The organism is Thiocystis violacea, assembly GCF_016583575.1.
GTDB lineage: Bacteria > Pseudomonadota > Gammaproteobacteria > Chromatiales > Chromatiaceae > Thiocystis > Thiocystis violacea.
In genome coordinates, this window is sequence record NZ_NRRG01000080.1 from 1 (window position 1) to 14,115 (window position 14,115).

9 protein-coding genes are annotated in these 14,115 nt (G+C 63.4%); 4 read left to right on the forward strand and 5 right to left on the reverse strand.

What is annotated here, in order from left to right:
- The coding region (locus CKO27_RS22020) for a hypothetical protein (RefSeq protein WP_200377077.1) at nucleotides 1-584 on the reverse strand (584 nt) is incomplete at its 3' end.
- A 108-nt stretch (nucleotides 585-692) separates the two neighbouring features.
- Complete coding sequence (locus CKO27_RS22025) at nucleotides 693-1,367, reverse strand: PspA/IM30 family protein (protein WP_200377078.1); 675 nt, start codon at nucleotides 1,365-1,367, stop codon at nucleotides 693-695.
- Nucleotides 1,368-1,755: 388 nt separating this feature from the next.
- Between CKO27_RS22025 and CKO27_RS22030 the strand changes: the two genes are divergently transcribed.
- Both CKO27_RS22030 and CKO27_RS22035 read left to right on the forward strand, forming a co-directional pair.
- Complete coding sequence (locus CKO27_RS22030) at nucleotides 1,756-4,137, forward strand: tetratricopeptide repeat protein (protein ID WP_200377079.1); 2,382 nt, start codon at nucleotides 1,756-1,758, stop codon at nucleotides 4,135-4,137.
- A 295-nt stretch (nucleotides 4,138-4,432) separates the two neighbouring features.
- The gene (locus CKO27_RS22035; RefSeq protein WP_200377080.1) at nucleotides 4,433-6,142 is read left to right on the forward strand and encodes a glycosyltransferase family 4 protein; all 1,710 of its coding nucleotides are present in this window, start codon (nucleotides 4,433-4,435) and stop codon (nucleotides 6,140-6,142) included.
- 205 nt (nucleotides 6,143-6,347) lie between these two features.
- On the opposite strand, the gene CKO27_RS22040 is transcribed toward CKO27_RS22035, so the two are convergent.
- Both CKO27_RS22040 and CKO27_RS22045 read right to left on the reverse strand, forming a co-directional pair.
- Nucleotides 6,348-7,484 (reverse strand): sulfotransferase family protein, encoded by a 1,137-nt coding sequence (locus tag CKO27_RS22040; RefSeq protein WP_200377081.1) that lies wholly within the window; start codon nucleotides 7,482-7,484, stop codon nucleotides 6,348-6,350.
- Between the two features lie 278 nt (nucleotides 7,485-7,762).
- Nucleotides 7,763-9,142, reverse strand: a complete 1,380-nt coding sequence (locus tag CKO27_RS22045) for a glycosyltransferase family 4 protein (RefSeq protein WP_200377082.1) — start codon at nucleotides 9,140-9,142, stop codon at nucleotides 7,763-7,765.
- Between the two features lie 270 nt (nucleotides 9,143-9,412).
- Between CKO27_RS22045 and CKO27_RS22050 the strand changes: the two genes are divergently transcribed.
- Complete coding sequence (locus CKO27_RS22050; RefSeq protein ID WP_200377083.1) at nucleotides 9,413-10,996, forward strand: hypothetical protein; 1,584 nt, start codon at nucleotides 9,413-9,415, stop codon at nucleotides 10,994-10,996.
- A 19-nt stretch (nucleotides 10,997-11,015) separates the two neighbouring features.
- Entirely contained in the window at nucleotides 11,016-12,599 is a 1,584-nt protein-coding gene (locus tag CKO27_RS22055; RefSeq protein WP_200377084.1) for a lipopolysaccharide biosynthesis protein, read from the forward strand.
- 32 nt (nucleotides 12,600-12,631) lie between these two features.
- Here CKO27_RS22055 and CKO27_RS22060 read toward each other — a convergent pair.
- Nucleotides 12,632-14,115: DUF4832 domain-containing protein (locus CKO27_RS22060; protein ID WP_207281030.1), on the reverse strand; the 1,484-nt coding region annotated here is incomplete at its 5' end.

Sequence of the window (14,115 nt, forward strand, 5' to 3'; positions counted from 1 at the left end):
TTCGGCGCCATGGGGGTCGAATACGCTGGTTCGAAGGCCAGCGGGTCCAAGATCAGGTCCGCATCATCGTCGATCTCCGGCGGGTTCGCGGATTCCAGATCGGCGCGGGAGAGGTCGATCGGCGTCGGCGCGGTCGCGGCGGCCGGCTGGATCCAGGGCGGCGGACCCGGCGGGCTGTCCATCGACCGCGTCAAGAGTTGCCAAGCTTCGGCGCGCCGACGCCGCCATTCGTCGGTCTCCGGCGCGACGCCGCTGGCGGACAGATGCCGGAGCAGGCGCTGATCCAAGGCCGCCGTCAGGGTCTGGGCGCGCGCCTCGGACAGTTCGCCCGCGGCGCGCAGTCGCTCGAACTCCTGGCGTAACAGCAGCAGTCCGTCCAGATCGACCGGGGCGAAACGCTCGCCCGAGCCGCCGGACGAGACAAAGGGGCCGGGTCCAGCCGGGTTGGATTGGCCCGGTCGCCAGGCGGCGAGTCGCTGACGGGCCTGGGCGAGCTGGCTCCGGGCGCCGAGCAGGGCGATCAGGAGGATGACCGGAGAGATCAGCCAGGCCCCTCCAAGCGTCAACAGCAGGGTCCATTCCATCCTTAAGTTTCCTCTGTAACGCCACGACGGCTGGAATCGAAACGGGCGGTATCACTGGGGTCCTGGTTTCACCCGGCGATCCCAGCGCGACTCACTCCGGTGACCCGATCAACCCTTATCGAGACTCCGCTTGAGACTCGCCAGCTCGGATTCGACCTCGGAGTTGACCTCCATCTTGAGGAATTCGCGCTCAAGCTCGCTGTACTCGCCATAGACCTCGTCGCGCGCCTCCATCCGCGCCTCCAGCTCGTCGACCTTGCCGGACATGCGGTCGAACGAATGGTTGAGATCCAGACCCGTCTGGAAGCGGTCGGTCACCTGTCCCATCCGATCGCGTGCCTGGGCGGCCCGCTGCCGCGCTACCAGACTGCCCTTCTTCAGCCGCGCCTCCTCCAGCTTCATCTCCAGCGCCCGCAACTGGGACTTGAGACGTTCGCCGGTGCGCCGTGCCGACTCGCAGGAGGATTGCAGATTGGTGGCGATGCCGTCGTGCTCCTTCTTGCGCATCAGCGCCTCGCGCGCCAGCGCCTCGTTACCCGACTCCAGTGCCAGGCGGGCGCGCTCGTGCCACTCCTGGGCCTGACGCTGCTGATGACCCAGCTCCTTCGAGAGTTGCTTCTCGCTGGCGAGGGCGTCGATCACGCCCTCGCGGGCGCTGTTGACGTTCTCCTCCATCTCCCGGATGAGCTGCTTGATCAGTCGCTCCGGATCCTCGACCCGGTCCACCAGATCGTTGAGGTTGGCGGCGATGACGTCACTGATGCGTTGGAACAGACTGGCCATGAGACACCTCGATGCGTGTGTGATGGGGCTTTGGACGAGACTGAAGTATAGATGGGCCGGATTAATCTGAGCAGTGTTCAATAAACTAAAAACCGTGAGCCGGTTGGAAAAATGTCTCTGCGTCTCGCCAAGCGGGTTGGGTGGTGGCGGGTTCCGCGTTAGCCGGCCTCAAGCCCAGTGGCGGCGGCGGCCACGGAGCATGCTGCTAATCGCGATCCAATGAAGGAATCACGGACCCGATCGCCTTCCGATCGTCCGGCTATCCCGACCTCGGTATCCAAGGCCGCGAGTTACCGGCTATCATCCAGCCCCAATGTCCGCCGGAACGCCGGGCGGATCCGGAAATATCCCGGCCGAAAACTGATTCCTAAGGAGATAAATGGACGCCATGAGTCGGCTTCTCGCGCTTTTCGTGACTCTTCCCCTATTGGCCTCGCTCGCGGGCTGCGGCGCCGAGGATCGTAAACAGGCTTACTTCGATCGCGGCATGGAGCTACTCGCGCAGGGCGACCAGGCCAGGGCCAGGCTTGAGTTCAAGAACGTGTTGCAGATCGATCCGAAGGACGCGCCGGCCTGGTTCCAGTTGGCCGAGATCGATGCCGCCAAGCAGGAATGGTCCGCCGCCTATGGCGGCTACGCCAAGACGATCGAGCTCGATCCGGGCCATACGCAGGCCAGGCTCAAGCGCGGACAGCTTCTGTTCGACGCGAACCAGTCCGACGAGGCGCTGGCCGACGCGGAGGCGGTCCTGGCGATCCTTTCCGACAACCCGGATGCCCTGGCGTTGCGTGGGGCCGTCCGGGCGCGGAAGGATGACCTCGATGGCGCGACCAAGGATGCCACGAGCGCCTTGGCCAAGGATCCGAATCATCGCAACGCCCTTCTGTTGCTCGCCGAGATTCGGCGCGCGCAAAAAAACGGGGCGGAATCCATGCGGCTGTTGCAACAAGCGATCGCGGCGCATCCGGACGATCTCCAACTGCGTCTGTCGCTCGCCGCTCTGCATCAGGAGGCGGGCGATCCGGCCGCGGCGCGGGAGCAGCTCCAGCGGATGATCGAGATCGAGCCCGGTCAACTGGTTCACGTCGCGCGTCTCGTCGCCTTTCTCAAGCAGACCGGCGACACGGCGGCGGCGGAGTCCGTGCTACGCAAGGCCGTCGCGGACAATCCCGACAAGGTCCAGGCCAAGCTGTTGCTGGTCGAGTGGACGGGTCAGCAGCGTGGCGTCGAGGCCGCCGTCGCGCTCCTGGAAACCTATGTCGCCGAAACCCCGGACGAGTACGCGCTGCGGTTCGCGCTGGCGGAGGTCTTGCGGGTGGCGAATCGGGCGAGCGACTCCGAGGCGGCCTACCGCGAGATCATGACCCGCGATGAGCTTGGTCCTCAGGGCCTCAGGGCGCGCAATCAATTGGCGGCGCTCTATTTCGCCGATCAGCGTAAGGACGAAACCGCGATCCTGGTGGCGGAGGTTCTGGACAAGGATCCGCGTAACGCCGACGCCCTGACGCTGCGCGCCGCGCTTGCCCTGGAACGCAAGGACGCGGCTCAGGCGATCGCGGATCTGCGCGACGTGATTCAGAGCGAACCCGATTCGACCCGCGCGCTGCGTCTCCTGGCCAAGGCGCACGAAATGCGCGAGGAAACGCCGCTCGCTCAGGATGCCCTGGAGAAGGCGATCGAGTCGGCGCCGACCGATCCGGCGGCTTTTCTGGAACTGGCGCAGCTCAAGGTGAACAGCGGCGACATGATCGGGGCCACGGCGATCCTGGATCGCTTTCTCGAACAGTCACCGGACAACGCGCTCGTGCAGAGCGCGATCGCCCGTATTCAGCTCAGTCAGCAAGACTGGGGCGCGATGGAAAAGACGGCGGCGGCCATCCTGGAGGCGCGTCCCGAGCATCCGCTGGGCTATTACCTGCGTGGGTTACTGCGGCAGCGGCAGGGCAAGACGGAAGAGGGTATCGCGGACTTCGAGACCGCCCTGGAGAAGCGCGCGGATGCGGTGGAGCCCTTGCTGGCGCTGGCGCGCAGCCACATGACGCTCAATCAGCCCGACAAGGCCGAGATCCGCGTCAGGCAACTCCTCGACAAGCAACCGGCGAATGCCGTGGCGCTCAATCTCATGGGCGAGATCCATGCGGCCGCGGGGCGCTTCGACAAGGCGCGCGAGCAGTTCCAGCAGGTGATCACGCTCTATCCCAAGTCGCCGAGCGCCTATTCGCGCCTGGCCGATCTCCAGATTCAAACGGGCGATTCGCCCGAGGCTATCTCCAGCCTCCTCGCCGGCCTGACGGCCACCGACAGGAATCCCTATCTGGTGTTCCGACTTGGAATCGTCTTGCAGGACTCGGGGCGAGTGGACGAGGCGATCGACGCCTATGAAGAGGTGCTCAAGACCAATCCAACCGCGGAGGCGGTCATCAACAATCTGGCGATGCTGCTCGTGAATCACCGGCGGCAGGATCCCGCCAGTCTGGCGCGGGCGCTTGAGTTGACCCAGGGGTTCGCGGGATCCGATCAATGGGTTCTGCTCGATACACTGGCCTGGGTGCGATTCAGGAATGGCGATCTGGCGAACGCGCTCGCGACCATCGAGAAGGCCGCCGCCATGGTCGAACCGATCCCCCCGGAGATGCGCTATCACCTCGGCATGATCCACGCCGGCATGGGGCGGCTGGACGAGGCGCGGACGGCACTGCGCAAGGCGCTGGAGCCGAATGTCGCCTTTCCAGGCCAGGAAGAGGCGAGGGAAACCCTCGGTCGGCTCTGAGCGACAAGGGTGCGTATCGCTTGCCTTGTACGCTTAGGTGATTTCCGGGGAAGTCTGTACCCGACCGAAGGCTCCGGAATTGGACAGGATTCACAGGATTATTCAAGATTTACAATTTTAAAAACAGAGCTTTATCAATTCTGTCCATCCTGCGAAATCCTGCCGGTTCTGTCCATGACGGGGCGGATCGAGGGACAAGGTTTCCTGGAAATCACTCCGGCTTCCCCATGGCTGGGCGCGCCGAAACGGTCAAGGCCGCCTGACGGATCAAGGAATCAGCAGCGATACGCCTGAAATGCAAGCCGTTTATGTACTATTGCTGTCGCTCTTCATTTCCATGGTCCTGGTGCCACCACTGGCGAGGTTCGCGAGTTTACTGGGCCTGACGGATAAGCCTGGCGGTCGCAAGATCCATCTGCATCCGATTCCGAGGGTCGGTGGGATCGCCATCGTCATTGGCGCCATCGTGCCGATCCTTTTCCTGGTTCCATGGCGTCAGGATCTGTTGGCCTTTGTGTCGGCGTCCCTTTTATTGTTCGTTTTCGGTGTCCTTGACGATCGCTTCGATCTGGATTATCGACTCAAATTTCTGGGTCAGATCTCCGCGGCCCTGATCGTCACGCTCGGTGGCGGAATCGTCATCGAGGTGCTTCCGTTCCTCGACGGCCAAAGGCTCTCGCCATTCCTCGCCGTGCCGCTCACGGCCTTCCTGCTCGTCGCGATCACCAACGCGGTGAATCTTTCCGATGGACTCGACGGGCTCGCCGGCGGGATCAGCCTCCTGGCCATTGGCTGTTTAGCCCTGCTGGCCTACCAGGGCGGAGATCCGACCGCGCTGGCCATTGCATTGGCCATGATCGGCGCGACCTTCGGGTTCTTGCGCTTCAATAGCAATCCGGCGTTAATCTTCATGGGGGACACGGGCAGCCAGTTCCTCGGCTTCGGCACGGCCGTGCTCACGGTGATCGTGACGCAGCGCCTGGATTCGGCCGTGGGCAAGCTGATACCGTTGCTCATTCTGGGAATGCCGATACTGGATACGACCCTGGTGATCATTCGGCGCATTGCCGCGGGCCGATCGCCCTTCTCGCCGGATCGTTTACATCTGCATCATCAACTGCTGGACATCGGTTGGACGCAATATCAAGCCGTTATTTTCATCTATCTGGTGCAGGCCCTGATGGTCTTCACCGCCTATATGATGCGCTTCAGCGCGGACTACGCGGTCTTGACGGCCTACATTCTGATTTCCGGCCTGCTCTTGTGGACGGTTCGGAGGCTGTCCTCGCGTGATTCCCTTTCCTCGCCGGACAATGGGCGTCACTGGATGAACGATCGGCCAGCGCTTGAGGGGAAGGGCGCCTATCCAGCGCGAACCATGCGGGAGTCCATCGCACTTGGGCTTCCGAATTCCGCGAGAGCGGAACGGATCATCCACGAGGGGGCCGACGCCATCGCCAGGGCGATTGGCTGGCTGCCTTATCTCGTCCTGCGCGTGGCCGTGCCCACGATCCTGGTTCTGGGCGCCATCCTCTCCACCGGGGTCGGCTTGGATATCGGCTGGCTGGCGATCGGACTGCTAGCGATTCAGGCCATGGCCATCGCGATGCGCTCGAATCTTGCCTATTGGATGGAGCGCCTGGCGACCTACATGGCGGTTGTCGCCGTGCTGCTCTTGTCGAGATCCGGCCTTGAGGCCATCGTCGACTCAACCGCCGTCTTTTTCCTCTTCGTCGTCATCGGGATCATCACCGGCGTTTGGATGAGATACGCAACGGGGAGGTTCAAGACCAGCACGCTTGACGTCTTGATTCTCATCATGGCGATGTTCCTGCCGGCGCTGTCCGGTTATTTGTCGAGCCACTTGGTCATGCTGGTATTGCAGTGCGTCATCATGTTCTACGCGATCGAGGTGTTGCTCGCGGAACGCACGGCGCTACTGGATCCCTTGCGGATTTCCGTGGCGGCTTCCCTGGTGATTCTGTCCGCGAAGGGCCTTTTGTAGTCGTCCAAGAGTGCCGTCAGCCGATCGTGCGTAACCGGATGTTCGAGGATTCCCGCGCGAGTCGACGCCGGCACGGCATCGACGCGGCCCTTGGACGGATCATCCAGAGCCAGGATCCCGTAACCCTGGGTCATCGGATCCTTGATCCTGTGCGAGCCGATGTATCCAGTCCCACCCGCGATCCATATTTGCTCACGCATGGGATTCAACTCTCCGCGCCTTGCGCCCGATGCCCTACCGCCTTGGCGCGAACCATGGCGCGCAACTGAATCCAGGCACGCACCGGATTCAGCGCCACCACGCCCGCCACATGCAGCGGATAGGAGATCAGGCTGGTCAGGGTCGAGAGTCCGTCCTGGTCGCCGCCGTGCTCAAGCGGGTAGTTGAAGCGCTGCATCAAGAGCTGATTGATCCGCTCGCACAGCCGGATCTCGCCGCGCGACAGATGCTCGCGCCACTGGCCCACGGCCTCCGGGGCGACCCCCTTGTGGCCGCTGTCGTGGGTCAGGTTCGAGGATCCCCAGCGCGGAATCTCAAGCATCCCGCTCTCGTATTTCAGTCCGAGGAAACGGCACAGATGACGCGCGCCCTCCTCGGCATTCGCGGCCAGATCCTCGAAGCGCAGGATCGTGAAGCGGGGATGGCCGTCCAGCCGCAGCGCCTCCTCCGTGGCCCTGGCCCAGAGCTTGCCCATGGTCAGCGGATGGTAATTCACCCGATTGCGCAGCATCTCGGACATCGGCAGGTGATGCGCGCCCAGTTGTCTGAGCCGCCAGCGGTTCTTCTGCGAGGCCAGCACGGCGCGCGGATCGCGGACGATGTGGACGATCCTGGCGTTGGGATAGAGCTCCAGCAGCCGTCTCGCGTAGAAGATGTTGCGCGGCGTTTGCTCGCACGCATAGGTTCGACTGGCATCCTCGGCGAGTCGTCGCAGGGTCGCGGCGAACAGGGCGGCGGGCGTGCAGTCCCGGTCTGGAAGCTGGCTGACGAGGCGTCGTCCCCAGGCACGCTCGACATCGGTGGGACTCCCTCCCCACAGCCCGTTGGTCTGGCGGGCCAGCAGGATGGCGGCGAGTTCGGCCAGGTCGCGCGCGGATAGCTTCCGGCTGTCGTCGTGCGGATCCCAGAGCGAGCCGAAGAAATGCAGTTCGTTGAAGGTCAGGATCTGGCTGTGCGCCCCCAACATCCGGGCCAGCATGGTCGTACCCGAGCGCGAGGCTCCCGTCACGAAGACCAGCGGCGCCGACAGGGTGGAAGTGGCCTCGGTGGTCCGTGGATTGGGCTCGCGCTGATTGAGGTGGTACACCGTCGCTGAGGCGCCATGGCGTTGATTGGTCTGCATGGAACGAATACCTATGCCGAGGGAGTAAACGATCTGGTTTCCGAAGCTCCAGCGCGCCCTCTGCCACGCCGAGTCTCGCGCCTTCCCTTGCTGATCTCTTCGGTCGCCGATGCGACATGTCGTAAAAATGAACCGCAAGAACCGGACCAGCGGACCCTGTCTTGGGTCATGGCCTGTCGGGAGGCGTTGGGGTCGGGATCATCCGCGCGGCGCGAACTCCGGTTTCCCCCACTCCGTCTGTCAAGCTGTCACGCCCGGCTAACAGATTAGGCCGCCGCTCAGCGCCATTTCCGCTTTGACGATTGGACGATTCCGGCCGCGGCGGTTTGCGTCGCCTGACGGCCAGGACGCGGCAGCAACCGGAAATATTCCGCCGCGACATCCTCGGCGATGAGCGAATACAGCCGTTTCGAGCGCACGTACTCCCGGCCCCGGCGTCCCATCGCCTCGGCGGCCTCGGGGTCCGCGAACAGTCGCGCGATGGCCTGGGCGAAGTCCTCGGCGGACCAGGGCACGCAGAGTCCCGCGCCGCTCTCGGCGATGATGATGGACTGCTCGGGATGCTCGTTGGCCACCACCGGTCGTTGCAGGGCCATGTATTCGATCAGCTTGGTGGGCGAGGTGGAGAGCAGGATCGGGGTGGGATAGAAGGGTGAGACGCACACGGCGGCACGCCGGACCCGCTCATGGGCCTCGGCCGCCGGCCGCCATCCGGTGATCTCCACCGCCTCGCCGAGACCGAACGCTTGGATGGCCTCCTCCAGACGCCTGCGATCCTCCGGCACGTCACCGTCGCCGACGAAGATGAGCCGGGCGTCCGGGAAGTCGCGTCGCACGATCGCCAGCGCCTCGACCAGGGTGTCGAGCCGTCGGACCAGATTCAAGGTTCCGAGGTAGAGCACCGTGCGCGGGGTAACGGGAAGGCTCGGATATTCCAGCAGATGTTCGCCGATCCCCATGGGTACGGGCGTCATGGCGCTCTCGGGGATCCCCTGGGAACGGAAATCCTCGAGCATCCGCTGGCTCTGCACGAAGATCCGGTCGGCGTTGGGCAGGATGATCCGATACAGCAGCCAGCTCGCGAGCCGACCCCCGATCAGACTCAGGATGGGGAAGCGCGCGCGCCCCTCGCGCGCGTCCAGGATGCGACATTCCGCGAAGGGGTAGGATGCCCAGTAGGTGAAGCGGATGCCGCGTATCCGCGCCGCGATCAGGGCCAGTACCGCGACCAGGAATTTATCCCGGACCTGGACCAGGTCGTAGTCGCCCCGCAGCACCAGCCAGAAGGTTTGGAGATCGGCGCCCAGATCGCGAAGCTTGTTCGCGATCCGGCCGGGCAGCCCGCCGCGCCTGGCGCGCCCGATCAGATAGGCATCGGCGTTCATCCAGCGGCCTTTCCGCCAGGCCGGGCCGGGGCTCGGGTCGTCCATCACCCAGTCGATCTCCAGACCCTTGGCGGCCAGCCGGCGCGCGAAGAGGTCGGAGATGTCGACCCGGTCGGCGATACCGGGACCGCCGCCCACGACATAGAGCAGACGCATCCTGGCCTCCGTCGGCTGATCGCCGGCCGCCTCTGGGTGCCTCGGCGCCGGCGCGTTCTGGTCGACTCGGACGCGGGTCAGCGCGGTGATCGAAGGCTGAGCGCCTTGATAGGACATGGCGATATCTCCCAATAGGGGCAGGAACCTGGGCTTTCCGCCGAGGGTAAGCAACAGTCCTGCCACGCCCTGTCTGACGGCTTTTTCCATCCTCGGCCGATCTGGCTCTGTAAGCCTGTAAGGCATCGATTACATTCCCGGATCGGCGCGGGGCTGGGGTTTCCGGGGAGATCGCCGAGGACCGCGACTGGAACGCGGGTCGGGATCGCTCGGCCTGGAAGTTGCTTTGGTGCCCCATGACGTCCTCGAATCACTCAGAGAGCATCGATCATGGTGGCAATCGGAATCGCGGACCGCGCCAAGACGCTATTTCTCGGTTTTGGCATTTTTGGCGGTCTGTTTCTTTCCTCGGTGATGATCGGCTGGCTGGCGACCTCGGGAAATCCATTGTTCGTTGTGATTCCCACCGCCATCCTGATCGGCCTGTTCGTCGCCTCGCGGTTCTCCTGGCTCTTCTGGGCCGCCGTCTACGGTGGTCTGGTGGTCTCCGGCGTGACCCGTCTCTATGTGCCCGCGTTGGAGCAGGTGCGCTGGCTTCTGGCGCCAGTCGCCATCCTATTGCTCGCGCATGTGCTGGTTCGCAACCTGGGATCCCGGCCGACCGCCGCGATGACAGGCATCCCCTCCGTCCTTTGGTGGGCGTTCGCGTTCATCCTGGCGGCCCTGGTGTCGAGTATCGTCAATGGGTTCCAGCTCGACCGTTTCGTGATCGGCTTCAAGGGCTATTTCCAAGTCTGGCCGTTGCTGTTCGCCATGGCGTTGATCGCCTGGCCGGCCGGCATGATTGAGCGTCTGCCGAAGGCGCTCTTCATCATCGCCCTGGTTCAGATCCCCTTCGTTCTCCATCAACTGCTGGTGCTCGTGCCGGCGAGGGTCGGCATGGGGAACGACATCGTTCCGATCGACGTGGTCGCCGGAACCTTTGGCGCCAGTTTCGAGGGTGGCGGGGCGAACGCCATCATGAATGCGTTCCTGATGATCGTGATCGCGGGTCTGGTGGCCGGTCGACAGTTGGGTCTGGTCTCGCGGCTTCAGACCTGGGGATTCGGGGCGATCCTGCTGGTGCCCGTGTTGGTGAACGAGGCCAAGGTCTCGGTCTTCTATCTGCTGGCGCTGTTCCTGGTTCTTTTCGGGAGCGATCTCGTCAAGCGTCCTCTAAGGTTTCTGGCCGCGGGACTCGCGGCATTCCTGCTACTCGGAGCGCTGATCGTCGCCTACACCCTGAATGCGCCCGACCACGAGCGTATCGAGGGTTGGCGGGATCTGGTCAGGTACACCTACGAGCACAACATCGAGAAAGACGAGATCGGCGGGAAGATGTCACGTTTCGGAGCGCTCCGGTTCTGGGCCGAAAGACATGAATCAAGCGAGTGGCGAACGATCGTTTTTGGTCACGGGATCGGCTATACGCGGGTTCCGGACGCCAGGGCCTTCCCGGAAGGGACCGTGAAGCAGGAACAGGGGGGCGTCACGATCGAGATCGACCTGAAGAACGACATCGGTAATACGGCCGTGGCGGCCCTGCTCTGGGAGACCGGGCTGCTCGGTTTGTTCTGCGTGTTCGCCCTGCTGGGCAGCACTTTCCGAACGGCCGAGAGGCTGGAGAGGCGATGCGCGGACCGTCCGGAGCGGGTCATGGCGCTGCGGGCGGCCAGGGTCGGGATGCTCATCATCTTCGTGACCCTCTGGCACAAGAACGTCTTGGTACTGGATGTGGTGTACCAGACCCTGGTGATGCTGTTGATTGGCTATGTCGCTTACCTGGACAGGCGGACCATGGGGGCCGCCGTCCAGGTGGGCGCGCGGCCTCGCGCGAGCGCGCGCCCCGCGACCAGACCCGGTGTCGGCGGTTGAAACCGCGAGGAGATCCGCCGTGAATGCCAATTATCAAAAGCACTACGGCATGGACGCCGTGCGCCGCAGTCTGGGGCACTTCGTTCTGGGCAAGACGTTTCGCATGGTCGCCTCGCTCACGATCCTGCTGGTCCTGGTTCGCCTTCTGCCTCTGGACCAATACGCGGTCTACATCGCGTTCCAGGCGCTGATCGCGGCGCTGGAAGTGCTCACCTCCATCGGCGTGCAGAAGGTGTTGTTTCGGTTTCTGCCCGAGCTGCGGGCGACCGGCAACCACCTGTCGGCGTACCGACTCCTGTTCTACGGCATGCTGTTTCGCCTGCTCGTGGTATCGCTCCTGTTCCTGGCGGTGCTGCCCTTCCTGCCGCTGATCACGGAGGTCTTCAACGTCCAGCACTGGGCCTGGCTCCTGCCTTGGTACCTGGTGGTGGGTTACCTGCGTGTGACCGCCTTCTGGCTTTCGCAGTGCCTGGAGTCCTTTCTGTGGCAGAAGGAAAGCCAATACAGCATGGCGATTGGTGGTGGGGTAACGGCCCTGGGGCTGATCATCCTGGCGCTGTCGGACTCTCTGACCTTGGATCGCGTGGTACTCGCGGAGGCGTTGGGCGAAGGGTCGGCCCTGCTCATGCTGCTCGTCGGTTGGTTTAGGAAATGGAGGGCGGATGGCCAGCGGGGCGTGGGCGAGCCCGGTTGGTGGCGGGAAAACCGCGCGCGCGCGATCCGCTACGGCTTGTGGAGCTACTTGCTGAGCCAGAGTTCTCTGTTGTACGGGACCGCGCCGAATCGTCTGCTTGCCGCGCACGCCTTGTCGACCGCCGAACTGGCCGTGCTCGGCGTGGCCGATAGTCTGATGAATCTGGCGCGCAAGTGGGTGCCGACACGGATGCTCATGAGTATGGTGCGTCCAGTCGCCATGGCGCGTTTCGCCACCACGGGCGATTTTCAGTCGGTGACCCGGATCTCCGATTTCGTCTTCCGCGTCAACCTGATCCTGCTGGCCCTGCCGATCGTGGTGCTGGGGGTTCTGGGGCCGCCATTGCTGGACTGGATCACGGCGGGCCGCTATCCCGACGCCGGTTATCTGCTGATGGGTTTTCTTATCGTTCTGCTGACACAGGGGCTGCGCGACCTGTTGGAACTCATGATTCAGGCGATCGAGAAGAATTCCATCCTGTTCTGGACGAACCTCTTTCAGTCCGCCTCCCTGTTCATCGCCTTGCCGCTGTTTCCCCTGATCGGGGTTTGGGGATTGGTGGTGGCCAACTTCGTAGGCACCTTCGTGGCCAATGCCATCGTCATGGTCCGTCTCGCGAGGCAGGGATACAAGGTCTCGGCGCGTTTGGATCTGATGGCTTGGGTGCTGCTGCATGCCGTGATAGCTGGCGGGGCGGGATGGGTCTGCTGGGACATGACCGAGTCCCTGGTCCTGACGGTCGGCCTGATCGTCGCCATCTATGGCGCATTGCTGTTACTGAAGCCGCCGCTGAGCGATGCCGAGACGCAGGTCATCATGACCCTTCTGCGTAAACGGCTTGGCCATCCAGGCCCGTCTCGGAGCAAAACCGGAGCCTCCGTTGGCGTCGAGCCGGAGCTGCCGGATTGAACCCCCGGCGTGGAGCCGGGGGTGTTGGTGGCTTACTTCGAGGTAGTGGTTCCGATATCGCACCACCAGCCCGAGGCTTCCTTGGTGCAGCTTGAGGAGTTTTGGGCCAGTTTGACCGGGAAGCTGGACCCGAAGGTGGAATCCTCGATCAGGCCAACCGAGACACGGTATTCCCCGGCGGGCAGCGCGCCAGAACCGGTGAAGGTGACCGCTGGCTCTCCGGGCAGGATGCTACGCAGATCCCCTGGGAAGGAAACGATGACCTCTTTTCCGGAGCCGACCGGGCTGAAGCGGAGCTGGAGTTCATAGAAGTTCCGGTAGAAGGGGGCGTTACCCAGGTTGGCGAGATCCAACTCGACATTGAAGGACTGATTGGCCACCGCGGTTTTCGGGATCATAGCCTCTGGCACATTGAGTCGGTAGCCGGCATCCATGAGCCATTCGTCGACCTCGGCGGTATAGGCCGCGTCCTTCGGATAGGTGGATGCGTATTTGTTGTTCCAGCCGCTCGCCTGCCAGTTGGTCAGGCGGGTGAGACCCTCGGTCAGATTGGCGGCGGGAAGACCGCTGCCGCTCATGGCCTCGGCATAAACCGGACCCGTCTTCCAGCAATTCTTGGCGGCCTCGGACCAACTCCAGACCTGGTTGATCTCCCACAAGGTCACCTCGATGCCATCCGTGCGCCAGCCGATCGTCTGACCGCCGAGCTGTGCTTCGCGGCAGGCGTAGTCCCAGGGATGGGTGCCGTCGGTCTCGCGGTATTTGTCGTCGTTGTCGAAATTGACGATCTGCGGAATGTGCTCATAGTCCAGATGGGCGTCGATGATGGCCTTCATGTTGGTCCACTTGGGCATCGGCCAGCGGCTGCTCGTGCCGGCGATCGTGATGCCGGTCGCATGGTTCTCGCTCCAGGAGCCGATCGAGCGGACATCCATGTAGGCGATCTTTTCAGCCCACTGCGCATTGTCGTAACGGGCGCGTATCGCATCGATCAACTCGACCTGATTCTTGATGAAAATCGGGTCATCGTGGTTGAAGGCCCAGCGATTGCTACAGTTCTGGGATGAGGTGAGCGCGCAGTCGATGCTGGAGTTGACCAGGTAATAGGTGCATCCCGCCGGCTTGTCCACACTCGTGCATTTGACATGGCGCGAGCTGGTCCTGTACCAGGCCGGAACGGCGTCCTGGTAGTTGTTGTTGTCCAGCACCGGTCGCCAACTGATGACCGAGATGGCCGCCTGCTTGCCGCGCGAGACCGAGTTTTCGATCGCCGCGTCGAGGGCGGTCCAATTCCATTGATTGTCGCCGTTCGGCTCCAGAACCGCCCATGGGAGCCGGATGTAGGTGATGTCCGAATCCGCTTCAACCGCCGAGTTGTAGTTGAAGGTGCCGTTATTCATGATCTTGCCGGCCTGCTCGATCCCTCGGCCGGGGTTGCGCAGCTCGGCGTAGGCGTCGAGGGCTTGCGGGGTCACGACCTGATAAGTCGTCTTGGACACTGGGGGCGGCGGCGGGG

What these genes read in the sequence shown, in the direction of transcription:
- CKO27_RS22025 (WP_200377078.1), bottom strand. Translation starts at nt 1,367, where the DNA reads ATGGCCAGTCTGTTCCAACGCATCAGTGACGTCATCGCCGCCAACCTC.
- CKO27_RS22030 (WP_200377079.1), top strand. Translation starts at nt 1,756, where the DNA reads ATGAGTCGGCTTCTCGCGCTTTTCGTGACTCTTCCCCTATTGGCCTCG.
- CKO27_RS22035 (WP_200377080.1), top strand. Translation starts at nt 4,433, where the DNA reads ATGCAAGCCGTTTATGTACTATTGCTGTCGCTCTTCATTTCCATGGTC.
- CKO27_RS22040 (WP_200377081.1), bottom strand. Translation starts at nt 7,484, where the DNA reads ATGCAGACCAATCAACGCCATGGCGCCTCAGCGACGGTGTACCACCTC.
- CKO27_RS22045 (WP_200377082.1), bottom strand. Translation starts at nt 9,142, where the DNA reads ATGTCCTATCAAGGCGCTCAGCCTTCGATCACCGCGCTGACCCGCGTC.
- CKO27_RS22050 (WP_200377083.1), top strand. Translation starts at nt 9,413, where the DNA reads ATGGTGGCAATCGGAATCGCGGACCGCGCCAAGACGCTATTTCTCGGT.